The 23,817-nt window shown below is 65.1% G+C and carries 18 protein-coding genes; 5 read left to right on the forward strand and 13 right to left on the reverse strand.

Annotated elements, in window-relative coordinates; translation table 11 throughout:
- Positions 1 to 14: 14 nt before the first annotated feature.
- The 3 genes from HUK82_RS01240 to HUK82_RS01250 are packed head-to-tail and all read right to left on the reverse strand — an operon-like array spanning position 15 to position 3,252.
- Entirely contained in the window at positions 15 to 1,463 is a 1,449-nt protein-coding gene (locus tag HUK82_RS01240) for a sugar porter family MFS transporter (protein WP_176612210.1), read from the reverse strand.
- A 36-nt stretch (positions 1,464 to 1,499) separates the two neighbouring features.
- Positions 1,500 to 2,264, reverse strand: a complete 765-nt coding sequence (locus HUK82_RS01245) for a class I SAM-dependent methyltransferase (RefSeq protein ID WP_212647780.1) — start codon at positions 2,262 to 2,264, stop codon at positions 1,500 to 1,502.
- Between the two features lie 10 nt (positions 2,265 to 2,274).
- Positions 2,275 to 3,252: an ABC transporter substrate-binding protein gene (locus HUK82_RS01250; RefSeq protein ID WP_176612211.1), complete on the reverse strand. Its 978-nt coding sequence runs from the start codon at positions 3,250 to 3,252 to the stop codon at positions 2,275 to 2,277.
- A 412-nt stretch (positions 3,253 to 3,664) separates the two neighbouring features.
- Here HUK82_RS01250 and HUK82_RS01255 point away from each other — a divergent pair, with 412 nt between their 5' ends.
- Both HUK82_RS01255 and HUK82_RS01260 read left to right on the forward strand, forming a co-directional pair.
- Positions 3,665 to 4,861, forward strand: a complete 1,197-nt coding sequence (locus HUK82_RS01255; protein ID WP_176612212.1) for a phytanoyl-CoA dioxygenase family protein — start codon at positions 3,665 to 3,667, stop codon at positions 4,859 to 4,861.
- A gap of 63 nt (positions 4,862 to 4,924) precedes the next feature.
- Positions 4,925 to 5,734, forward strand: a complete 810-nt coding sequence (locus HUK82_RS01260; protein WP_176612213.1) for an SDR family oxidoreductase — start codon at positions 4,925 to 4,927, stop codon at positions 5,732 to 5,734.
- A gap of 15 nt (positions 5,735 to 5,749) precedes the next feature.
- Here HUK82_RS01260 and HUK82_RS01265 read toward each other — a convergent pair whose 3' ends face one another.
- A complete protein-coding gene (locus tag HUK82_RS01265) occupies positions 5,750 to 7,030 on the reverse strand; it encodes a LacI family DNA-binding transcriptional regulator (protein WP_212647779.1) in 1,281 nt (426 codons plus the stop codon).
- A 157-nt stretch (positions 7,031 to 7,187) separates the two neighbouring features.
- Here HUK82_RS01265 and HUK82_RS01270 point away from each other — a divergent pair, with 157 nt between their 5' ends.
- Positions 7,188 to 8,360, forward strand: coding sequence for an aldose epimerase family protein (locus HUK82_RS01270; protein ID WP_176612214.1), 1,173 nt, complete (start codon positions 7,188 to 7,190; stop codon positions 8,358 to 8,360).
- Positions 8,361 to 8,413: 53 nt separating this feature from the next.
- Here the strand turns inward: HUK82_RS01270 and HUK82_RS01275 are convergent, their stop codons facing one another.
- Positions 8,414 to 10,729 (reverse strand): TonB-dependent receptor domain-containing protein, encoded by a 2,316-nt coding sequence (locus tag HUK82_RS01275; RefSeq protein WP_246495012.1) that lies wholly within the window; start codon positions 10,727 to 10,729, stop codon positions 8,414 to 8,416.
- 458 nt (positions 10,730 to 11,187) lie between these two features.
- Between HUK82_RS01275 and HUK82_RS01280 the strand changes: the two genes are divergently transcribed.
- Positions 11,188 to 11,760 carry a hypothetical protein gene (locus HUK82_RS01280; RefSeq protein WP_176612215.1) on the forward strand — a complete coding sequence of 191 codons (573 nt, stop codon included), beginning with the start codon at positions 11,188 to 11,190 and terminating at the stop codon, positions 11,758 to 11,760.
- 30 nt (positions 11,761 to 11,790) lie between these two features.
- On the opposite strand, the gene HUK82_RS01285 is transcribed toward HUK82_RS01280, so the two are convergent.
- From HUK82_RS01285 to adhP, 8 genes are all read right to left on the reverse strand, one after another.
- Positions 11,791 to 12,525, reverse strand: a complete 735-nt coding sequence (locus HUK82_RS01285; RefSeq protein ID WP_176612216.1) for a pyridoxine 5'-phosphate synthase — start codon at positions 12,523 to 12,525, stop codon at positions 11,791 to 11,793.
- The gene (pdxA, locus tag HUK82_RS01290; RefSeq protein ID WP_373318261.1) at positions 12,522 to 13,514 is read right to left on the reverse strand and encodes a 4-hydroxythreonine-4-phosphate dehydrogenase PdxA; all 993 of its coding nucleotides are present in this window, start codon (positions 13,512 to 13,514) and stop codon (positions 12,522 to 12,524) included. Before pdxA ends, HUK82_RS01285 begins: the two co-directional genes overlap by 4 nt.
- A complete protein-coding gene (locus tag HUK82_RS01295; protein ID WP_176612217.1) occupies positions 13,511 to 14,923 on the reverse strand; it encodes a dipeptidase in 1,413 nt (470 codons plus the stop codon). The genes pdxA and HUK82_RS01295 overlap by 4 nt, the downstream gene beginning before the upstream one ends.
- Positions 14,924 to 15,024: 101 nt before the next feature.
- Complete coding sequence (locus HUK82_RS01300; protein WP_176612218.1) at positions 15,025 to 17,976, reverse strand: glycosyltransferase; 2,952 nt, start codon at positions 17,974 to 17,976, stop codon at positions 15,025 to 15,027.
- A gap of 53 nt (positions 17,977 to 18,029) precedes the next feature.
- Positions 18,030 to 18,548, reverse strand: coding sequence for a protein-export chaperone SecB (locus HUK82_RS01305; RefSeq protein WP_176612219.1), 519 nt, complete (start codon positions 18,546 to 18,548; stop codon positions 18,030 to 18,032).
- Between the two features lie 154 nt (positions 18,549 to 18,702).
- Positions 18,703 to 19,992: an Hsp70 family protein gene (locus tag HUK82_RS01310; protein ID WP_176612220.1), complete on the reverse strand. Its 1,290-nt coding sequence runs from the start codon at positions 19,990 to 19,992 to the stop codon at positions 18,703 to 18,705.
- An 80-nt stretch (positions 19,993 to 20,072) separates the two neighbouring features.
- The gene (locus HUK82_RS01315; protein ID WP_176612221.1) at positions 20,073 to 20,957 is read right to left on the reverse strand and encodes a hypothetical protein; all 885 of its coding nucleotides are present in this window, start codon (positions 20,955 to 20,957) and stop codon (positions 20,073 to 20,075) included.
- A gap of 113 nt (positions 20,958 to 21,070) precedes the next feature.
- The gene (gene adhP / locus HUK82_RS01320; protein ID WP_176612222.1) at positions 21,071 to 22,099 is read right to left on the reverse strand and encodes an alcohol dehydrogenase AdhP; all 1,029 of its coding nucleotides are present in this window, start codon (positions 22,097 to 22,099) and stop codon (positions 21,071 to 21,073) included.
- Between the two features lie 319 nt (positions 22,100 to 22,418).
- Between adhP and HUK82_RS01325 the strand changes: the two genes are divergently transcribed.
- On the forward strand, positions 22,419 to 23,810 hold the full coding sequence (locus HUK82_RS01325; protein WP_176612223.1) for an efflux transporter outer membrane subunit: 1,392 nt from the start codon (positions 22,419 to 22,421) through the stop codon (positions 23,808 to 23,810).
- Positions 23,811 to 23,817: the final 7 nt, after the last annotated feature.

Here is a 23,817-nt window from a genome sequence, read left to right on the forward strand (position 1 = left end):
CGCCGACCGGATCATCAGGGGGCGAAGGTACCGTTACGCAGGCTCGCCTCGATCTCCTCGAGCGACCGGCCGCGTGTCTCGGGCACGTAGCGAAGTACGAAGAAGAACGCGGCGATGTTGATGGCGGCGAACAGCCAGAACGCCCCCGCCGCGCCCATGGCCTCGACGAAGGAGAGCGTCGTCAGCGAAATCACCAGGTCCGCGCCCCAGTGAGACGCCGCGACAAGGCTCATCCCCTTGCCACGGCACGAGAGGGGGTATACCTCCGCGCCCACCAGCCAGACGGCCACCGACAGCGATCCGACATTGAAGATTGCGTAGCCGACGACCGCCGCGATCATTACCCAGCCCGCAGCGCCCGACGGGTTGCTGTTGAGCGTCAGGATGCCCGCGAGCAGCGCCAGCGAAATACCCGCTCCGGGGATCATACACAGCATGAGCTTGCGACGACCGATCACATCGACGGCCCAGCTGCCGAACACGGTCGCGATGATCATGGCGACACCGATGGCGACCGAGGTCAGAAGAGCGGAGTTTTCACCAAACCCGACCCCGGCGAAGATCGTCGGCGCATAATACAGCACAGCGTTGATGCCGGTGAGCTGGCACAGCAGTCCCACGCCCACCGAGGCGATCAGCGCGGGGCGAACCCAGGGCTTCCTCAGCTCGGACCACGGTGCCTGCACGTCGTGCGCGTCGATGATCTCGGCCAGTTCGCGTTCGGCGGCCTGGCGGGTCGAGCGGACCTTGCGCAGGATCTCGCGCGCGCCGTGAATGTCGCCCTTCATCGCCACCCAGCGCGGACTGTTGGGCAGGAAGACCATGCCGAACAGAAGGAACAGGGCCGGGACCGCGCCCAGCCCGAACATCACGCGCCACGAATGGTTGCGCAGCAGGTAGCCTGCGATGAACGAGATGAACACGCCGCTGACGACGGCCAGCTGGAACAGCACCACCAGCCGCCCCCGGCGCGACGACGGCGCGACCTCGGCAATATAGATCGGCACGATCTGTGAGGACGCCCCGACGGCCAGCCCGAGGATGAACCGGGCAAGTGTCAGCACCACGACCGAATGGGCCAAGGCGGCGATGGCCGTGCCGGTCAGGAAGATCGCGGCGGCGAGAATGATCATGCGCCGCCGCCCTTTCCAGTCGGACAGGGGGGCGGCGGAGATGCATCCAACGAACGCGCCGGCGATGATGGCCGACGTCACGATCTGCTGGCCCATGGTGCCGAGCGAGAACTCGCGCGTGATCTGCAGCAGGGCCGCGGAGATGATGCCCGTGTCATAACCGAAGAGAAGGCCACCGGTCGCGGCGATACCGGCGATGAAGTTCACCAGGGCTGTGCCTGAGAGGGCCGAACTGCCCGGGGTCGAATCAATCGCATTCATGCAGGAAGTGTTCCTCGTTCTTGTTTGTTCTTCGCCATGCGGGCACCCCTCAGGCGCGGTCGTTTCCATCGTTCGGGACCCAAAACGGGCAGGGTGGCCTGAAGTTCACCGTATGTTGACCCGCGAATGCCCTGACAATGCAACATCTGGCCGCGCTGACAAGACGGCGACGATCGAAAGACCGACCGGAAACGGAACGACGGGGAGTATGTGGCGCTCGCCGGCGAACAGTCGGGTCAGGACGGCATTGAGGACCGGGGGTGGCATCGCGTCGTCGTGTCCGGACGCCCGCGTCAGGCGGCGCGCAAGCCGGACCCCGGCGGCCAACGGAAACAGGACGGTGTTGAACGACGACATCCATGTGACTTGAAGACCGGCGCGGCGGGCGACATCGACCAGTTGCCGGCGGCCATAGCGCCGACGGTGGTGATGGTGCCGGTCGTGATCGGACCATAGCCACTGGAACGCGGGCACACTCAACACCAGCCGTCCGTCAGGGCGAAGCAGCCCTGCCGCGGCCCGCAGGCTGCCCACGTCGTCATCGAGATGCTCGAGAACGTCGAACATCGCCACCAGATCGGCCGAGGCGGTCGGAAACGGGATCGCGTCGGGCAGGGCGCCTTCGCGCACGGAGGGGCCTGCGACCGAGCGTGCGTAGGGATCGGGCTCCAGTCCGGTGTAAGGGCCGAATCGTGCCAGAAACGCCTGGTTGCCGCCGGTTCCGGCCCCCAGCTCGACGATGTCCAGCGGCCGGTCGCCCGCGCCGGGAACATGTCGGGCGATGACATCGGCCAGAATCGCGCGCCGTCCGACAAACCACCAGTGGCGCGCCTCCAGCCGGGCCATGGTGCGGTAGGCTTCGGGTTCCATGATGATGCCGTCAGGGCACGCGTGCGACGAGGGCGGACTGGAACGCCATCGTGTAGGCCTTTTTCCAATCCGGCGTGTCGGCCATGGCCCCGGACGAAACAAGGGTCTCGTGGATCGTCGTCCATCGGTCTTCGGTCATACCGCCCAGAACGCTTCCCGACGGGCCGAACGCCTTGATGCGACGCAGCGTCTCGCGCGAGAAATCGATCTGGCCCTGCGTCATGGATGGGTTGGCCGCCAGTATGGCGGAATCGCCGCGCCGTCCGTCGCCCCACACGTAGCGCTGCCATCCTTCGCCGGTGGCGCGGAGGAAAGCGGCGACCGCGTCGCGCCGCTCGGTCACGATGCGCTGGCTGGCCAGGATCATGTTGCCGTAGGCCGGGTAACCGAGATCGGCCAGCAGGAAATAGTTGAAGGCGAGCCCCTGTTTCTTGGCCGCATAGGGCTCCGACGTCACCAGTGTCTGCAACGCGGCGCGCGGGTTGAGCGCGAAGGGCTGAAGGTTGGACGTATCCACCCCCGCCTGTGAAGGGGCGTAGCCATAGGTGCGCATCAGCCACGGCCAGAAGGTGCTGCGCGATTCCGTGCCGATCAGGATCGGATGGCCCCGCAGGTCGTGCGGGTCGTGGATATCGGGATGGGTCATCAGACCGGCGAGGTAGGTCTGGGTGGTCGTTGCGATCGCCGTGACGGGCAATCCGTGTCCGGCCGCCAGAAGCGCCTGTTCGCACCCGCCCAGGATCAGGTCGGTGCGTCCGGCCAGCAGCAGCTGCATGCTGTTCAGCTGCGGGCCGCCCTGTGCGATCGTGACGTTCACCCCGGCCTGTTCATACAGCCCGTCCGCCAGCGCCTGATAGAAACCGCCATATTCAGCTTGCGCGAACCAGTTCAACGTGAACGACAGCGGTGCTGGTTCCGCGCGGGCGGGACGGGTGACGCCGGTCAGTGCCGTGGCGGCTCCGGCGAGCAGGGTGCGGCGTGTGGGCATGGCCTCAGGCTCCGTTGTCGGACATCCTGATTACGAAGCGCATGGCCCGACGTCGAGCCCCTGTGCCACGATGCGCCCCCGCCACCCGGGCGTGTTCCGTCAGGTCAACGCCAGGTCAGGTGCCTGTATGGTTGTCGGACGGCGCCACCGCTGACCGGGCATGAGACGACGACATGACGTCGGCATAGTCGCTCTATCGGTTCCGGACCGCGACACGCGTTACCTGCCCGTACGCGCGGCTGACCGGACGCATCCTCGGGGCGAAGGCTATCTCCGACGGAAAGGCGCACGTGTCCCCTGCCGAGCGGCGCGACCGCTGATGGTTTTCTGATGGCTTTGTCGTCTTTCGACGCCCGGCAGGTTTCGGCCAGTCTGTCCCGGTCATGCATCATGCACGGCAGGGAGCACCCCAATGAACAACAATAATCGAGTGGCGACCGAGCGCGCCGAGCGCAACTGGTTTTCTGTCGAAAGCTGCCGGCTGGCCGATCTCGAACATCTGGCATCGCGCGTGGTCGAGCCGGACTCCTACCCCTACGCGACACGCATCGAAGAGGATCAGGTGCCGGTCTACGACTGCCGGTCGCTACGCCATGCGCTGGCGTACGGCGCTCGGCGGGAAATCATGGCCGAATGGGTGGCCGTTCTGAAGGACGGGCCCGGTATCGTCGTCCTGCAAGGCGCGTTCGAAGATGCGGAGACGGTCGATCGCGCCACGGCCGTGTTCGATGAGATCATCGCGGACCAGCATCGCGCAGGCTCGCAGGGTGCCGATCACTTTGCCAAGGCCGGTGCCAACGATCGGATATGGAACGCGCTTCAGAAGCTGTGCATCGCCGATCCCGCCGTGTTCGCCGCCTATTATGCCAACGACATGATCGCATTGATCAGCGAGGCATGGCTGGGCGAAGGCTATCAGGTGACGTCGCAGGTCAACGTGGTCAATCCCGGTGGCGCGGCGCAGACGCCGCATCGCGACTACCATCTCGGCTTTCAGACAGCCGACGTGGTCGCGCGCTACCCCGCGCATGTGCACCTGTTCTCGCCGATGCTCACGCTGCAGGGGGCGGTGGCGCATTGCGACATGCCACTGGAAAGCGGACCCACACTCTACATGCCATTCACGCAGCTCTATCCCGCCGGATATCTCGCCGCACAGTCGGCGGACATCCGAACGTGGTTCATGGAGCACTGCACCCAGCTGCCTCTGGCCAAGGGGGACGCGGTGTTTTTTAATCCCGCCCTTCTGCACGCAGCGGGTCACAATCGATCGATATCGATCCGTCGTTGCGCCAATCTTCTGCAGGTCTCGTCTCCCTACGGGCGTGCGATGGAGAGCGTCGATCGCATCGCCATGGCCGAGGCGGTCTACCCGGTCCTGCTCGACCTCCTGAAGACAGGCCGGATGCAACGCGATGACATCGATCGCGTCATCGCGGCCAGTGCGGAAGGGTACGCTTTTCCCACCAATCTGGACCGTGATCCGCCCGTAAGCGGTCTGGCCCCACAATCGCAGCAGGACCTGATGCGCCAGGCGCTGCAGGCGGGGCGGGACGAGGCCGGGTTTGCCGGCATGCTGGCGGACCGGCAGGCGGTTCGCGCAGCCTGACAAAAGAACAAGACAACGCCGTCGTGGACGACGATCCGCGATGCGGACAGGGAGGACCGGCTTATGGAGTCCATGCGGGACAAGGTTGCCGTCATCACCGGCGGGACGCAGGGGCTCGGCGCGGCCATAGCGCTCGAAATGGCGCGCGAAGCTGCGTCCGGTCTGGTGATCTGCGGGCGCGACCGGGACAAGGGTCAGGCACAGGCGGCGCGCATCCGGACGGCGACGGGATGCGACGTCACGTTCGTTGCGGCCGACCTTGGCGATGTCGCGGCGTGCCGTCACATTATCGCTGCAACCGATGAGCGGTATGGCCGGGTGGATTGCCTGGTGAATTCCGCGGCCTTGACTGATCGCGGCTCAATCCTTGACACCTCGCCAGACCTGTTCGACCGCATCTTCGCGGTGAATGTACGCGCGCCGTTCTTCCTGATGCAGGACGCGATACGGCTTATGAAACGTGACGACCGACGCGGCACGATCGTCAACGTGTGCTCCATGTCGGCGGTCGCGGGGCAGAGTTTTCTCGCTGCCTACAGCGCCTCGAAAGGTGCGCTGGCGACCCTGACGCGCAATGTTGCTTTCTCGGTCATGCGCAATCGCATTCGCGTCAATGCGATCAGTCCCGGCTGGATGGCATCGGACGGCGAAGACCAGATCATGCGACGCTTTCACGGCGCGACCGACGGATGGCAGGAGCGCGCGGGTCAGGCGCTGCCATTCGGCCGCCTTCTGTCGCCCGAGGATGTCGCCCGCGCGGTGGTGTTTCTGGCCGGCGAGCAGTCCGGCCTGATGACCGGTTCGGTGGTCGATTACGACCAGTCGGTGCATGGTGGCTATGACGTTGCGCCGGTTCCATCCGAAAAGCTGTGACCGAACAAGGTCTCGTCACATCGCGTCGTGGTCAGGCGGAATGTTGTAGCGCGTGATGAGGGACGCCGCCGCCAGAGCCTGCACATGACGACGCGGTGTCGCGTGGCGCGTGTGCAGAAACAGTCTGAGTGCCACGCGCATGTCCTGCCGGAGATCATGGTGGATGACCGCGCTGAGGCGCCCTTGGGCCAGCAGCGCACGATTGTCCCGGTCAAGATCATGGCCGACGAAGACCGCGACCGGACGTTTCGCCTGTTCAAGACACGCGAGAATGGCCCGATTGCCGCCGCCGATCGAGTACACGGCCGATATGTCCGGGTGCTGATCGAGGGCCATCTGCACCGGCGCGGTGGTATGGTAATCGATGCCGCGTCCCTCGCTGACGCAGACAAGGCCGACGGAGGGTGCGAGCCGGGCAAGTGTCTGGCGGAAGCCGCTCTCGCGCTGTTCCTCGCCGTAAAAGGACCGGCTCGACAGCACCACCAGCGCCTTGGCTCCGGCGGCAGACGGGCGCCCGTTCAGGCTCTGGGCGACAAGCCACGCCGCCATGCCCCCGGCGGACTCGTTATCCAGTCCGATATAGGCAAGACGCGGCGTGTCGGGCAGATCGGTCGCTAGCGTAATGACCGGCAGGTGCACCTTGGCGCACGACGATAGTTCGTCGCGGATCACGGGGTGATCGGGGGCCTTGAGCAGAACGCCGTGACTGCCGCGTTTGCGAACCCGCGCGAGCGTGAGGGCTATGTCCTCCGGGCGGGCTGTTTCGGTGATGTGAAACCGGATACGGAAGGCCGATGGCAGCGCGGACGGCAGTTCGCCCTCAAGAGCCAGTTGCACCGCGCGCGAAAAGCGTTGCGGCGCGTCAATCACCAGATCGATCACCAGGACGCTGCCGCCGGGCGCGGCCTGAAGGCGCTGCCGTGTAAGTTCGGCGATCGCCTGCCGGACGCGCTGCGCCATGGCATCCTGAACCCCGGCCCGGGCGTGGAGCACGCGATCGACGGTCGCGAGGCCGACACCGGCCTGACGCGCGATTTCCTTCAGGGGGAATGGGTGTTTCATCGAGGTATGGCACGCGACAGGCGAGGCGGCCCGTCCGCCGTCTGATGCCCGCCAAGCTATGGCAGTGCTGCCGAAAGACCAGTCACGTTCGGTCGAGAGACGCGCAGCCGAACGCCCTGGCGCGTCAGCCGTGCTGACCGCGCGCAGGCAGGCGAGCCCCGAGGGGCAAGGCAACGGCGGCGGAGGTGCGTTGGCCGTCACGATAACGTGATGCGTCGCGCGATCATACGCCATGGCCTACGTCCGAGATCTGATCGCGGATTTTCCCCATTGTCCGGACGATCGACGGGGCGTCCGCGTTGACCGGCCTGTCACCGCCAACTACAGACTGGATCGATCCATAAACGGCGCCGTGTCATGACGCGTCGCCAGCACACCCGGATAATCCCCCATGCGTTTTCGCTTCGCCCGCTCAACTCTGTTCTTTCTCGCCGGGACGGCACTTGCGACCGGTACCCCTGATGCCGGGCGTGCCGCCGCGCCCAGCGTGACACTCCAGTCCCGGCCGTTCGGGACGACGCCCGACGGCAAGCCGGTTGCAATCTACACACTGCACAACACCTCCGGCATGACGGTGCGTTTCCTGTCGTATGGGGGCGTCATCCAGTCGATCGAGGTGCCTGACCGGACGGGGCGACCCGGCGACGTCGTGCTGGGCTTTGACGACTTGAAGGGATACACGGTCGATTCCGCCAAGGGTGGCCTGTTCTTTGGCGCGCTGATCGGGCGGTATGCCAATCGCATCGCCAAGGGTACGTTCACGCTCGATGGCAAGACCTATCATGTACCGGTGACGGCACCGCCCAATGCCCTGCACGGTGGCACGCGGGGCTTCGACAAGCAGGTGTGGACCGTGACGCCAACGCCTGTGACCCGGCACACGGCCGGTGCGACGCTGACCCTGGTCAGTCCGGCGGGCGATCAGGGGTTCCCGGGCGCGCTGACGGTGCACGTGACCTACACCCTGACCGACGACAACGCGTTGCAACTGCACTATCAGGCCACGACGGATGCCCCCACGGTTCTGAACCTGACCAACCACAGTTATTTCAACCTGGGCGGCGAGGGGTCGGGGTCCATTGCCGATGAGGTTCTGGAGGTCAACGCCGATCGTTACACGCCCACCGATGCGACCTCGATCCCCACGGGCGAGAGCGTGCCTGTCGACGGGACGCCGTTTGATTTCCGCAAGGCCATGCCCATCGGCACGCATCTGCGCGACGACAACCAGCAGATCATGTTCGCGCGCGGTTACGACCAGAACTGGGTCGTCAACGGCCCCTCGGGTCAGGTGCCGCGTCTGGCCGCGCGGGTTTACGATCCGCATACAGGACGGGTCATGGAGGTGCTGACCTCGCAACCCGGTGTGCAGGTCTACACGTCGAATTCGCTGGATGGTGCCTATGCGGGCAAGGGGCACAAGGCCTACCGACAGACGGACGCCGTGGCGTTCGAGGCCGAGCACTATCCCGACTCACCCAACCATCCTTCGTTCCCCACCACGACACTTCGTCCGGGCGAGACCTTCGATTATACCACCAGCTTCCATTTTAGCGTTCGCTGAACCGGTGTGCCCCGCGCAGAGGCGCGCGGGGCAAGGAGGCTGAGCGCGCCCGGTCAGAACTCCGCGCTGATCGTGCCGAAATACTGGCGCGGCGCGCCGGCCAGAAGGGACTGATAATCGCCCGACATCGGGTTTCCGTTTTCGCCCATTTGCGAAATATAGCTGGTATTGATCAGGTTATAGATATTGAAGTCGAACGTCAGGTTGTGCAGGACACCGTGGTCGCCGAACCGGTAGCGCGCGCCAAGGCTGGTCATCCAGAATCCGGGCACGGACGTGTCGTTGGTGTAGCTGAAATAGCGGCGTGAGATGTAATTCGCGTCGAAGTGAACCTCAGCCTGATGGAATTGATACGTCACGTTCGATTTGAACATGAACTGGGGATAATTGACGACGTATTTCCCCTTCAGGTCATACACGGTGCCCTGGCTGTTGATATTATTGCCATAGACAGAGTGGTTGTAGCTGAAACTGTTGGTCAGGCTGAGTCCATGAAATGGCCGCACCGTCAGCGAGATGTCCGCGCCATACATGCTGACGCTGCCGACATTGAGCACCGTCGTGACAGGCTGGATGATCGTTCCGGCGGCAAGTGACTGCAGGCGATTGCTGAAGTCGGCGTGATAGAGGTTGAGCGAGCCCACCACCCGGGGCGTGGTGTAGCGATAGCCGATCGCATAAACCCAGTCGGTTTCGGGCTTGATGGTTTTCTGCAACTGCCGGAATGTTTCCTGGTTCGACACGCCCCATGCCGTTCCAAGCTGATACCCGCCGTAACTATACGCGCGCATGTTCTTGGCGATATCGACATACACTTCGTGATGCGGCAGGAGACGCCACTCGATATTGAAATGGGGCAGCGCGGCGGCCGACGACGTCAGACTTCCGTTCGGCAATTCGGCCTGCCCGTTGTAATCGATATTATTATAGGTCGTACCCCCGGCCGTTGTGACCAGCAGAGAGCGGAAGCCCGCGCGCAGCGTCAAGGTCGGCAACGGACGGTATGTATCCTGAAGGTGAAACTGAAACGTATTGGTGTTGTAGCCCATGCCCCAGTTCTGCTGAAACGGCGTTCCGAAATTCCCGCTCATGGGATCGATGGGGGCGCCTTCGCCGAGCACCGGCTCTGCGTACTGAAATTCGTTGATCGTGTAGTGATTGTTTTCATACCACACGCCGCCCTCGATCGAATTGTGCGCAATGTCGTAACGCAGGGCCGAGGTGAAGCCGTAACGCTGGTTCTGCGCGAAGATAATCTGGTCGGACAGCGGCGCGCCGTTGGGTGAAGCGGTGTAGGGACTGGTCCATGTGCCATAGTGATGTTCCGACTGCCCGTACACCACGCTGGTCCAATTGAGACGGTCCGTCAGGGCGAGATCGAGGTTCAGACCACCGAGATAGTCGCTGACATGCGTGACGCCCTCATAATACGAGACGTCGATCGCATCGTCGAAGCCGGCAAGGCCGGAATCGAATTGGCCGTTGGCGGCATTATACGCCTTGGCATAGTTCGGAAAGTAATAATCCTGGTGATAGCCCAGCGCATGGATCATCGCGAGCGACTGGTCGGCGTAGTTGAACTGCGTTGCATCGTTCCAGGTAAAGAAGGCGCTCAACTTGCTGGAATGTCCGATCGGTTGAAGAACTTTTGCGTTTACCATCTGACCGAACTGCTCGCCATCGCCCTTCCATTTCATCCCGTCCGAGCGCGCGTATGAGACGTAAAAGCGTGTCCCGCTGGGCGTCAGCTTTCCGCTGTCCAGACGCACGAAGGTGCGAAAAGAGTCGTTGCTGCCGAACATCTGGGAGATCTTCGCACCGGCCTTTTCCTTCGGATCGGAGGAGAACATCTGGATCCCGCCGCCCAGCGCGGTCGTGGCCGGCATATCGACGGCACCCGCGCCTTCGGACACCGACATGTACGCGATATTGTCGGGCGCAATCGCAAAACTCGAACTCTGTCCATTATACGTGTAGTATTCCTGAGAGCCGAGTGGCACGCCATCCAGCGTCATGCCGATCTGCGATTGGGAAAAACCGCGCAGGTAAAGGCTGGAACCCCACGAATCATTACCGAGAGGGTCGTCGGAGACGAAGTTGATGCCGGGCATCTGGCCAAGCATTTTCATCGGGCTCGTCCCGGCAACGAATTGTTCCATACTGGCCTGCGTCATCTGCCGTACAGACCCGTGGGAGACATGCAACCCGGTGACCGCAACGGTCTCGGCGGTCGGGGGCGGCCGCGTTGCCGGCGCACCCGTGGTTTTTCGCGGTGGCGTATGATGCCTGATCGTGGCAGCTGCCGCACCGCCGGTCAGGAGAGACAGGGTGCTGGCGGTTGCCATAAGGCGGAACAGCACAAGACGCATGATCGTATCCCTCTCAGCCCGATGGCTCTTGGGGTTGCGCGCTCCCGGCTGTTGAACAGGCATTCAATCCGTTCACCTGCTGCGACGCCGTTTCGCTTTGACCGTTTGATTGTCGATAGGTGGATCGTTGCAAATCCATTGCGAAAGCGACATGTAATTGAAGCAACGCGCCGTAATATGACGATTTATGGTGGGATATGTCTTTTCGGCAGCATGGTGGCCGTTGAATGGACGGTCAAATTAACCGAACCGGACAGTGGGTATCGCAGTGTATCGACTGGCATCGCGGGCGGCTCGCGCGGCTGGCTGCATACGTGCCCGTCCAGAATCGGAATGGAACCGCCCCTGTCGATGTGAGTAACGTCGGCGTGATTGAAAGACTGCGGCGGATTGCGATACGGGCTGTTGCCTCGTCGTGATATGTGATCGGTTCGTCGTGTCTGACGACAGGAGATAAAATGAGTTTTCGCGTACGCCGTATTGCCCTCTCGGGCATGGTCTGTGTCGTTCTATCCGGATGTGGCTATCAGGATTCACGCGTCGCCCATCATGCGCAGTTCTCGATGATCGGCATGAGCGTAAACGACCTTCAGGCCTGCGCCGGTATTCCCGAAAAAACGGCGACGCTGAACCCGCACACCAAGCTGATGCAATACAGCTACAAGCCCTCGGCAACCGGAAGTTTCTCGATCAGCCCGCTTAATCTGGCCACGGTGAGTTTCGGGGGCACCGGGGCTCTGTGCCAGATGATGGTCCGTGTCGTCGACGATCAGGTCACCGAGGTTCACTACACCGGCGACGACGACGAAATGATCGGGACCGACGGCGTGTGCTCGTCGGTCGTGCGGGGATGTGTGCGGCAGCCTGAATCCACGTCCGCCAAAGTGAAAGGGGGCCTGTTCGGCCCCGTCTCCGCGTTCCATTCCCCGGCGATTCCGGCACAGTCGGCCAACTCCGTATACAACCTGCCGCTCAAAGGCGATGCGGCGGCCGGCGCCCCGGCGGCAGCGGTCGCAGCGACGGCGCACTGACCGGCCGGGCCGCCGCCCCGCGCCAGTCGATCACACGCGGGCGGCGGCGATCTCGGCCTTCATGCGGGTGATGACGGCGGGCAGGCCATCGAAAATCGCCTGTCCAATCAGGAAATGCCCGATATTGAGTTCGGCCACGTCGGCCAGTGCAGCGATCGGACGCACATTGTCGAACGTCAGCCCATGACCGGCGTGCACCTCCAGCCCCAGGGACGCCGCCAGAACGGCGCCCTCGGCGAGCCGTGCCAGTTCGCCGTCACGTCCTTCGGCATAGGCGCCGGTGTGCAGTTCGACGACAGCCGCGCCCGCTTCGGCAGAGGCGATGATCTGCGCCGGTTCGGGGTCGATGAACAACGAAACCCGAATACCGGCGTCGGCCAGTGTACGCACCTGTTGCGGCAGCGTCGCGGACAGGCCAAGCACATCCAGCCCGCCTTCGGTCGTCACTTCGGCGCGCCGTTCGGGCACGATGCAGCATGCGTGCGGTGTGTGCCGCAGGGCGATGGCGACCATTTCCTGCGTCGCGGCCATTTCGAGGTTGATCGGCGCGGTCAGGGCCGTGACCATGCGCTGCACGTCCGCATCGCGGATGTGGCGTCGGTCTTCGCGCAGATGCAGGGTGACGCCATCCGCCCCGGAGCGGACGGCCAGAAGCGCGGCCTCGACCGGGTCCGGGTGCTCGCCCCCGCGCGCATTTCGCACGGTCGCGACATGGTCGATATTGACGCCCAGACGGGGCAGGGGTGTGTGGGAGGGCAGGTTCATGGCGGGCTCCGATGGGCAGTCATGGACGTGGCGAGACGCAGCGCGGCGATAAGGCTGTCCGGTCGGGCGATGCCGCGCCCGGCAATGTCGAAGGCGGTGCCGTGATCCGGCGAGGTCCGGATGATCGGCAGGCCGAGCGTGACATTGACGCCGTTGTCCATATCGAGCGTCTTGAGTGGAATCAGGGCCTGATCGTGATACATGCAGATCGCGGCATCATAGTCCGCTCGTGCGGTCGGGGTGAACATCGTATCGGGCGGCCAGGGCCCCGTGACGTCAATCCCGTCCTGCCGGAGGCGCGACAGGGCGGGCAGGATGATCGCCTCTTCCTCCGTGCCCATCAGGCCGCCTTCACCGGCATGCGGGTTCAGGCCGGCAACCGCCAGACGCGGTGAAGGCAGGCCAAAGTCCCGGCGCAGTGCATGATGGGTGGTGCGCGCAACACGCACGATCTCGTCCACGCGCAACTGGTCCAGCGCCGTGCGCAGCGAGACGTGAATGGTGACCGGCACCACGCGCAGCGAAGGGCCGGCCAGCATCATGACCTCATGCCCCGGAACGCCGCAGAGGTCCGCGAGAAATTCCGTGTGGCCCGGGTAGATGAAACCGCCCTGGCGCAGGACGTATTTGTTGATCGGGTTGGTGACAACGCCACCTGTGGCTCCCGCCTGCGCCGCTGCCACGGCGCGCGCGATGCTGTCGATGATCGCCGGTGCGTGCGCCGGGTTTCCGACGCCGGGCTGAACAGGGTCCGTCAGGCGTATGCCCTGCATTACCGGGATGGCATCCGGCCAGACCGCCCAAGCCTGATCTGGCGTTGCGATGACCTTGTGAGGCGCATCCTTCGGCAGGGACGCCGGATCACCGAACAGCACGAAGGCCTCTGCGGGCGTCTGACGCAGGGCGTGCCAGGCAGCGTAGGTGAGCTCCGGGCCGATCCCGGCCGGGTCGCCCATCGTCAGGCCGATCGGCGGCCGCCCGGTCATCATGATGCCAGAGCGTCGAGCACGCGGACCCAGGCACGAATCCCTTTGTGGAAGCTGGCGAGATCGTATTTCTCATTCGGCGCATGGATGCGGTCGTCATCCAGTGCGAACCCGATCAGCAACGTGTCCATACCAAGTACCTCGCGCAGGTCGGAGACGACAGGGATCGACCCGCCACCGCCGATCACCACGGCGCGGTTGGGCGCCCACTCCGCGCTCAGCGCGCCCAGCGCGGCGTCCATGAACGGGCCGTCAGGCGGCAACGCGATGCCCTTGGAGCCGCCGTGCGGGGTGAACCGCGCCCGGCAGTCGGACGGAAGTGCCGCGTTCACATGCGCGCGGAACGCCGCGCGGATGCGCTCGGGATCCTGGCCGGGCACCAGCCGGAACGACACCTTGGCCGTCGCGCGGGCGGGCAAAACCGTCTTGAAGCCCTCACCCTCATACCCGCCGCTGATGCCGTTGATTTCAAAGCTCGGCCGGCACCAGGTCTGTTCGAGCGCCGTAAAGCCGGCCTCGCCCGCCGGGACGGCCAGTCCGACCGGGCCCAGCAAACCGTTGTCGTCGGGGTCGATCGCCCGCCACGCGGCGCGCTGTCCGTCCGGGGGCACCGCGATCCCGTCATAGAAGCCGGGCAGCGTCACGCGTCCGTCGGCATCGCGCACGGTGCCGAGGATTGTGCAGAGACATTCGATCGGATTGCGGGCGGCGTTGCCGTACAGGCCGGAATGCAGGTCGCGCCGTGCGGCCTCGATCGTGACTTCCTCGCCCACCAGGCCGCGCAGGCTGCCGGTGATCGCGGGCTGGTCGGGTGCGATCATGCCCGTGTCGCAGATAAGGGCGATATCGGCGCGGAGTTCCTCCCGGTGCTGTTCGAGGAACGGCCGCAGGTTATCGCTGCCGCTTTCTTCCTCGCCTTCCAGGATGATCGACACACGCACCGGCAGGGCGCCGGTCTGGGCACGCAGCGCACGGCAGGCTTCGATGAAGGTCATGACCTGCCCCTTGTCGTCCGATGCTCCACGTGCGGTGATTTCGACCCGACCGGATTCGGTCGTAATCAGGGTCGGCTCGAATGGGGCGGTCTTCCACAGGGCGAGCGGATCGACTGGCTGAACGTCGTAATGTCCGTAGAACAGGACATGCGGGCCGGTCGTCGCGCCCAGATCATGTGCGACGACCATCGGATGACCCGGGGTGTCGCGGATACTGGCGTCAAAGCCGCAGGCCAGGAGTTCGTCGCGCAGATAGCGCGCGGCGGCCGCGCAATCGGCCGCGTGTTCGGGCTGCGCGGACACGCTGGGAATACGCAGCAGGGCGAACAGCCGCGACAGGGCGTCGTCGATCGAGGCATCGACGCGCTCAAGCGTCCCGGTCAAGGTGCCAGGCTGTGTTCCGGGGGAGGGTGACATGAGGGTTCTCCTGACGCGTAAGACCGCCGCTGCGGGCGGTTGAGGCCGAAGAGTCTGCGCGCTGCGGCCTCTCAGGGCAAGCGGTCGCGCGAGATGGGCCGTCAGGCCGATTCGACGTCCAGAGTCGCGGCCGTCGACGCACGCAGGGCGGCCTGCACCGATTGCCGGAACACGGCGCTGCCGTGCAGGCGCGGTATCGTCCGGCGCCCGGCCATGCTCAATTCCGTCCAGAACCCTTCATGGGTGTAGGCCGAGACGATCTGGTGGGCGAACAGGGCCGCGTCGGCATCGCCGGCGGGCAGGAACCCGGCCTCCGGTCCCAGTGCGAGCTGGGAGGCAGCCTGAGCGGTTGTGACCACGGGCACCCCGGCGGCGGCGGCCGAGAGCGCTTCGGCCGCGACCTCGGTCGTAAAAGTGGCGGGTGAGACAAACACGCGCGCGCGATCATACAGCGTGTCCAGATCGGGCTCGTCCGCGCGATACACGACGCGCGGGTCGGCAACCAGAGCGGCGAAGCTGATGTAATATTCCGCAGGGCCGGTTACGATCAGGCGCGTGTCGTCGGGAAGTGCCGCGAACACCTCCGGCAGGACGCGGCGCAGCAGCCACTCGAGACCGCTCAGCTCAAGGCTCGGCGGGTTGTTGAACACACCCGCGCACACGATGTTGCGCCGTTCCGCCCAGCTCGGCACGTCCGTTCGGGCCGCGACCGGCACCCCCACGACGCGCGTGGTTCCAAGCCCGGCCGAGGTCAGCTCGAGCGCCTCGCCCGGTGTCGCGGCGACAAGCGCCTGCGCGAACCACGCGGCGTGGAATTCCTGCCGCAGGGCGGCGTTGAACGCTCCTTCCCCGGGCGTCAGTGTTCCGACGGTCACGCGCGGTGTCCCAAGGGCGGGCGCATCGAGAACGAGGCCCCCCGTCGGCAGGGCAGAGGCGGCCTCGCGCAATGCCGGGACCGCGCGCGCCAGAAGTTCCGGGCTGAGCACCCAAACGTGGTCATAGACACCGGTCCGCGCCCGCAGTAACGGCGCCAAAGCGTCCAACCCGCGGTCATGCAGGATTTCGACATTCGACGGCAGCGCGCGGCGCAGCACCATCAGATCGACACCCGCCGGTTCCGCGGACAGCACGGTGACCGGCCCGCGCGACGCCAGTTCCGTGACGATCGCGCACAGGCGCCGCGCATTGCCATAGACGACCTGACGGGGCAGGCGCGGCACCAGCACGAGCGTGGATCGTTCGCGGTAAGCACCCCGCAGCCCCGTCGCCGGACCGGAGGGCAGAAAGCGCAGGCGCGACAGGTGCGCCGCGCGCAGGCGCAGGCGGCCGTCATCGGGATCGGACGCTTCGGGCGGCAGGAACGTGGGGGCGCCGAGAAGCATGTCGGGTGTGTAGACGCAGTGGGACCCCGTCCCGGCCAAACGCAGGCACAGATCGGCGGAGAGATGCGCGAAATCCGAAAACTCTCGCGCCAGCCCGCCGATGTCGCGCAGGGCGCGTGTGCGGACGGCCAGCGCGCCGGCGGTGGCACAGCCGACACGACGGCTGTAGCCGACCTCCGGCGCCGACGCGCTCGACCCGGCGCCAAGACGGTGAAGACCTGCGTCCCGGGCGATCAGGACGCCAGCTTCGGCCACGCGGCCGTCGGGCTGAAGAACACGGCCCGCGACCGCGCCGACCGCACTGTCGCCCGCGAACACGTCGGTGACGGCGTCGATCAGGCCGAACAAGGGCTCCATGCCCGGCTCGATCCACAGGCACACCGGCGCCCGCACCACGGCGAGCGCCGCGTTGAACCCTTCGGCCAGCCCGACATCGTGCGAGAGCCGCAGGATACGTGCGCCGTGGACGAAATGTTCGAGATGACGCGTCTCGTCGCGCGACCCGCGATCGACCACGATCAGCTCGAGCGGCTCCGTGCAGGCTTCACGCAGGCGGGTCAAAGTGGCCAGCGTCTGGCCGAAGCCGTTGCGTGCCACGACAACCACCGCCACCCGTGCCTCATTGGCATTCCCGAACGACAGCGGCGAGCGCACGACCAGCGGGACGAGGGACGTCGCGCGTCGCTGGATCAGCGTTTCATACTGGGCCGGGATGGCGGCAGCCAGTTCCGGGGACGGTGGTGACGCGCGCAGCAGGGAGGCACTTTTGTGGGCAAAGGCGTCGCGGGCCTGTCCGCTTGCCAGGGCGTGCGCGACGTCGGGCCGGGCGGCATAGGCACGCAGATCAAACGCATCCGTCCCGGACCGCAGCTCGAAGCAGCCGTAACGCAGAAAATGGTCGAATCCGTTGCGGTACCCACCCTGATCGACGATCGCGGCGATGTCGGGGTTGCGCTGCGCATACAGGGTTTCGTCGAACAGGGGGCCGGGATTGAACGCTAAGGGTGTGTCGTTGGTCAGGTAATGATGCAGCGCGCAGCGGACAGCGCCGGTGCGGATGGCCTCCGACACATCGGGGTAGGTTCGCAGATACCAGTCGGGATCGAAATACAGCGATGTGCGCACATCGCTTAGCGGTCCGGTGGAGGAGACGAACTGCTCGAAGCAGCCCCGGTCTGCCGCGAGAGGCTGTTCGGCCAGACGGCTCTGGTCGCGAAACAGTTGCGGGTCGAAAAATAGGCTTCCGGAGCGAAAATCCAGATCGCCCCGGGACAGGTAGTGGTCGTAGCCGTTAACGAACCCGTCAGCCTGGAACACGTGTTGGCCGAGGTCGCGATTATTGGCGATATAAGTGTGCTCGGAAAACAGCCAGTGCGGGGCGCGGGAGGGAAAGCCGACTTCGCGGTAATGCTGGAAGCCGGATTCGAAGAACGCGTGCGCCACCGCCTCGGCGACATCGGCATACTGCGCGAGGTAGCCGCGTTCGTCGAAAAACGGATTGGGCGCGTGGCCGATCAGGACGCCCCGGCGCTGGTAGAACAGGGCCGGATCTTCGGCCGGATCCTCCATCGCGTCGCCATAGGTCGCGACGTACCACACCGCGTCGAACGTGGCCCAGCGTGGCTCGTGGTCGACGGCGGCGGGGGAAGGTCGTTCGGTCGGCTCTGACAAGGCGTCCCTCGTGCGTAAGGCTGCCCCGGCAGACGCCGGGAGAAGGTCGTTCTTTAAGGCTCTGCGCGGCGCTGGCGCCAGAGGGCGCGGAAGTCCACGGGTTGAAGAAGGGTGGGCGGCAGGCCCGCCTCCCGCGTGAGATCGGCGAGGTAATTGCGCGCGGCCGGAAAGATCAGGCGCGGCGCCTCGATCAGCAGCATCGGCTCGAACGTCTCAGGCGTCGCGTTCTGCAGCGTGAACATCCCGGCATAGAGAATATCGGCCTGATAGATGGTCGCCGGTTCGGGAGTTTCGGCCGTGGGGGCTGCCATCAGGCTCTGCACCCGCATCCGCAGTGCGACCTCGAAGTTGGGCTGATGATCGCCGAGTTGCTGGGCGGTCACGTCCAGGCCGAGTGCGATGTGCGGCTGCGCCGGAAGGCGTCCCAGAATGCCGGGAGAATCGTGCACGGCGAAGCTGACGGTCTTCACGTATTGCACGCCCGCCAGAATCTGGGGAACCGGCGTTTCGAACGAGCCGCCGCCCAAGGTTTCGGCGGCGCTGCTGAGGGTGTCTTGGTGACGGCCGTTCACTGTAAAGTCTCGCTGTTTCAGTCACGTATTGGCGCTGTGGGTCGCGCGTCCGTATCCTGTGCGTGCTGGCGCGGCTTGGCAACCTAATACGGCGTGCCCGGTGGCAGATTACCGGCCGCGCCCGGGCCGCCGCACGACGGGGACATGGGATTGCCTAGGCGGACACGGTAGCCGCGTGCTCCATCAGGGCAAGCCCTTCGCCCACCGAGACGAATTCCGAACCCGTATCGACCTTGTGGGCGCCGAAACGGCGGTCGAACAGCCCTCGCACGGCCGGGACGAACGACGTGCCGCCGGTCAGGAAGACCCGGTCGATCGCGTCCGGACCAAGTCCCGCGCGGTCGAGAACATCGCTGACGGCGTCGTCCAGACGGACGAGATCGGGGGCGATCCACTGTTCGAAGGCATGACGCGTGACGGTCTGCTCGATGAGCAGACCGCGGTGGGAGAAGCGCAGCACCGTCTCCTCCTGCGAGGACAGGGCGCTTTTTGCGGCACCCACGGCCCGATAGAGGGCCTGGCCCTGCTGGTCTTCGATCAGATGGGCGAGATTACGAATCTTGTCCGGCTCGGACGCCGTTTTCGCGACATCGTGGATCGAGCGCAGGACCTGCGGCGTGCGCATCAGCGACAGCCGGTGCCAGCGGGACAGACCCGCATACCATTCCGCGGGTACCGGCAATGGCTCGCCCCCCATGATCCGGTACGTGGTGTCGCGGCCCAGCGCCGGAGACACGACCGCGTCGATTATGCGAAAATCGAACTGGTCGCCCGCGATGCCCACACCGGCATGGCCCAGCGTGCGGGCGCGCACCGGCGCATCCGGATCGAACCGCATGACCGAAAAATCGCTGGTGCCGCCGCCAAAGTCGCCCACCAGAATCGTGGCGGGGCGATCCAGCCGCTGCATGAACCGCCAGCCGGCCCCCTCGGGCTCCAGGGCTAGGCGAATGTCGTGGAAACCGGCCTGGAGAAAGCTCTCGCGCAGGCGGGTGACGCCCAGTTCGTCGTCGGCCAGTTCCCCGGCGAAGCGCACCGGCCGCCCCACGGTCACGGTCGCCCGCGCGGGGTCGAGGTCGCAGGTGCGCATCAGCGTCGACAGGAAACGCGCGATGATGGCCTGAAGCGTCATCGTGCGGCCCAGCAGGCGTGTTTCACGAAACGATCCCTGCGCGAGGTAGGTCTTCATCGACATGATCAGCCGGCTCTCGGTCGGATCGTCCAGATAGGCGTCGATCGCGTCCAGCCCGATGGCGTCGCGCACGGCCAGACGTCCGCGTTCCTCCTCCTGCCACAGGCACAGTAGCGTGCGGCAGGTCTCGCTGTCCGGGTGCCCGTCGAAGCGGAAGGTCAGGGCGCGTGTCCGTCCGTCGGGCAGCGCGAGGACGACCACGCTGTTCGTGGTGCCGAAGTCGATCCCCAGTCTGACATGATCGTTCGTCACCGCGCGCTCCCGTCCCGATTGCAAGGAGCGGGGGTTTAAAACATCCGGCGCGGTGACGAAAGGGGTTGCTCGCGACCCTGTCAGGCCGCGACGCGCCACACCTTCTGATAGCCGCTGAACAGGACGTCGGCACGCACACCGTGCATGAACTGGTCCACGATCAGTCCCTTGCCGCCCGGGCCGAGGGGCGGGACATCGAAATCGTCGACGCAGATCAGGGTGCCGGGCCCGATCAATCCCCGGGCGGCCATCATCTCGGTTGCATGGTGGATCGCGCTAGGCATCGGATTCGACGTGTCGAGGTCGAAGCTGTCGAGATAGATCAGGGCCGCCGGGCGTGCCGCCAGGCTGCCCAGCATGTGCAGTGCGGCCACCGAATCGTTGAGAATCGTGCTGGTTACGCCGCTGCACGCGCGGCGCGAACTGTCGATGCTGTCCGGGTTGATATCGACCGTGACCACTTGACCCGCGTGCTCGCGCGCGAACCAGTCGAACTGGAAGGTGCTCTGCCCGTCGCCCTCCCAGTTGTCGGGCACGCGCAGGCACCCGGTCTCCACGATCAGCGGGCGCTCGCAACGACGCAGATGGTCGAACATGACCGCGAAGCTCTCCGCGCGCTTGCCCAGGCGGGGGGCCATATGGTCGCGAAACCCGGTGTCGAAATCACAGCCCTGCGCTTCGTCTGGCAGCCCGACATAGGCGTAATCGGCCTCGACGCGGCCCGACTCCATGATGTTGCTGGTCGTCGCCAGTTTGCGATATTTCTCGATCGACGCACCGCCGGCAAGCTCGCGGCAGACATCCTCCATGGCCGAAGGATCGGCCACCAGCCGCTCGATGACAGCTTCAGGGGCCGATGCGCCCAGCCGGAGCAGGAGGGCGGACACCGCCTCCATCCCTTTGCGCGAACGAAGCGGATTGGGGCGCGCGGGGGTCTTGCGGGCCCTGTCGCCGGTCGTGTCCATCGCGTTGTCCTCTACTGTGATCCATCAGCCGACGGGGTTCGTCGTCACAGTGAACGGCGAACCCGGCGGTTGCAAGGCATGGGACGGACGTGACGGCGTGATCAGGCCGCGCCTCAGTGGGTGAAATCGAGAACAATCCGCCCATCGACGCGCCCGTGCTCGAGATCGTCGAAAATCTGGTTGATGTTCTCGAGCCGGTCGGGCTTGACCACCGTGCGCACCTTGCCGTCCCCGAAGAACGACAGGGCCTCGATCATGTCCAGACGCGTGCCGACGATCGATCCGCGGATCGTCGTGCCGTCCATGACCATGTCAAAGATCGAGACCGGGAAATCGCCCGGCGGCAGTCCGTTCAGCACCATCGTCCCACCGCGGCGGCCGAATTTCATCGCCTGCGAAAAGGCACCGCGCGAGACCGCGGTGACCAGAGTTCCATGCGCGCCGCCGGTCTCTTTCTGGATGGTCGCCGCCGGATCGCCGTGCAGGGCATTGACGGTCAGCGCGGCGCCGAGCCCCTTGGCGGTGGCAAGCTTGCCGTCGTCGATGTCGACCGCCACGACGTTCAGCCCCATGGCGACGCCATATTGCACCGCCATCTGACCCAGTCCGCCGACACCCGAGATCGCCACCCAGTCGCCCGGCTTGGTGTCGGTCATCTTCAGGCCCTTGTAGACCGTCAGGCCCGCGCACAGGACCGGCGCGATCTGTAACGGGTCGGCATTGGCCGGTATGTGGGCGACATAGCCCGGATCGGCGATCACGTACTCGGCGAAGCAGCCATTGACGCTGTAGCCGGTGTCCTGCTGGTCGTGGCACAGCGTTTCCCAACCGCCCAGACAATGCTCGCAATGGCCACAGGCCGAGTAGAGCCATGGCACGCCGACCAGATCACCCTCCTTGACCCATTTCACGTCCCGTCCGACCGCGGCGACGCGGCCGACACCTTCATGGCCGGGGATGAACGGCGGATTGGGCTTGGCTGGCCAGTCACCGTTCGCGGCGTGCAGATCGGTGTGGCAGACGCCGCAGGCAACCATCTTGACCAGGATTTGCCCCGGTCCCGGTTCGGGAACGGCGAGTTCCTCGATGGTCAGCGGCTTGCCGAATGCGCGAACGACGGCGGCTTTCATGGTCAGGCTCATGGCATCTCTCCCCGTGATACAGCAGCGTAGACGACGAGTGTGGCAGAACTCGCTCGCCCCCGTCGTGCGATAAATCAATCATCGGGGAAGCCATACGCGCTGTCGAAGGCTGGTCTGTGCGCAGTGACGATGAAGACAGGTTTTGAAAAAGAACCGACAGAAACAAACATAGCTCATCTGATATCGATTTCTGCAACCACTCGACATGCCGCTTGTGAAGAAATTTTTAAGTATCGTGATGATGTTGTCTGATATAGAGGCTGATTGGATAAAATATACCCGAATTTCTTTTCGTGCTGTCGCGTTTCTTGTCCCGCCGATGCTGGGTGCCTGCACGCTTGGCCCCACGGTGACACCTGAGCACATTTCTCTGCCGGACCGTTTCCAGACCTATGCCGGGACCGGCGTGAACCGGCCGAAGGACGCAGGCATCCAGAGCCTGAACCGCTGGTGGCAGGCTTTTTCCGATCCCGTGCTGAACGGGCTGATCGAGCAGGCACTGGGCCATAATTACGATCTTCAGAGTGCCGCGCAGAATGTTCTTCTGGCACGGGCCGTGCGTGACGAGACCGCGTCGGCATGGTGGCCGCAGATCGACGCGGGCATGTCGGGGGGTGATGTGCGGCTGTCGAAGGTTATCGACAACCACATGCCGCGCGTCTTCGCCCAGCCAAGACGCATCGACGTCTCGACTCTGTCCTACAGTCTGCAGGCGAGGTGGCAGATCGACCTGTTCGGGCGCATTCGCCGACGGGTCGAGCAGAAGGAACACGGCATCGATCTCATGCTCGAGGACCGGCACGCGGTGACCCTGACTGTGCTGTCGGAGCTGGCGCGCGCCTATGTGCGTCTGCGCGGAGCCCAACGTCGTCTGGCCATCGTCGAACGTTATGTCGGCATCGTGCGTCACCAGGCCGAGCGGACGCGCAGACTGTATGAACAGGGCGTCGGCACGACGCTGCAGACCGCGCAGGTGCAGGCGGATCTCGATCTCCATACGGCCCGCATCGCCGTTCTGCGCAACGAAATCGCGCGACTGCACCACGCGATCAACATCCTGACCGGCGCGATGCCGGGCACGATGCGACCGGACCTGATGCGGGCGTCGGCCACGCCGAAGACGCCGGACCTGCCGCGCGAACTGCCGTCACGCGTGGTCGCGCGCCGTCCCGATATCCGGGCCGCCCAGCAGGCATATCAGGTTGCGCTGGCTGGGGTCGGCGCCAGCGTGGCCGATCTCTATCCCGATTTCACCATCCCGCCGACCTTCGACCCGAGTGCATCGTCGCTGTATCAGCTGTTTGACGCGCAGGCCTCAAGCTGGAGCTTCATGCTGCGGGCCGCGATTCCGGTGATGAACGGGGGCGCTCTGACCGCGCATGTTCACGCAGCGCAGGCGCAGGCCGAAGCCAGTCGGCGCGTGTATCACCAGAGCGTCCTCAACGGGCTGCGGGAAGTGCAGGACCTGATCGTGGCGCGACAGAATCATGACCGTCACCTTCGGCTTCTGCATCACGCCACCGGCAGCAGCCATAGGGCCAGCGAACAAAGCCGCCGACTGTACGAGGCCGGGTTGACCGATATCCTGAGTTTTCTCGACGCACAGCGCGTCGCCGTGTCCGCCGAGGAACAGGAGGTGGAGGGGGAGATCGCGCGGGCCATCACCGCCATCGACTTCTTCGTCGCGATCGGGGCGGGATGGGACGTCTGAGGGCCCA

It is taken from the genome of Ameyamaea chiangmaiensis (assembly GCF_013376175.1).
GTDB lineage: Bacteria > Pseudomonadota > Alphaproteobacteria > Acetobacterales > Acetobacteraceae > Ameyamaea > Ameyamaea chiangmaiensis.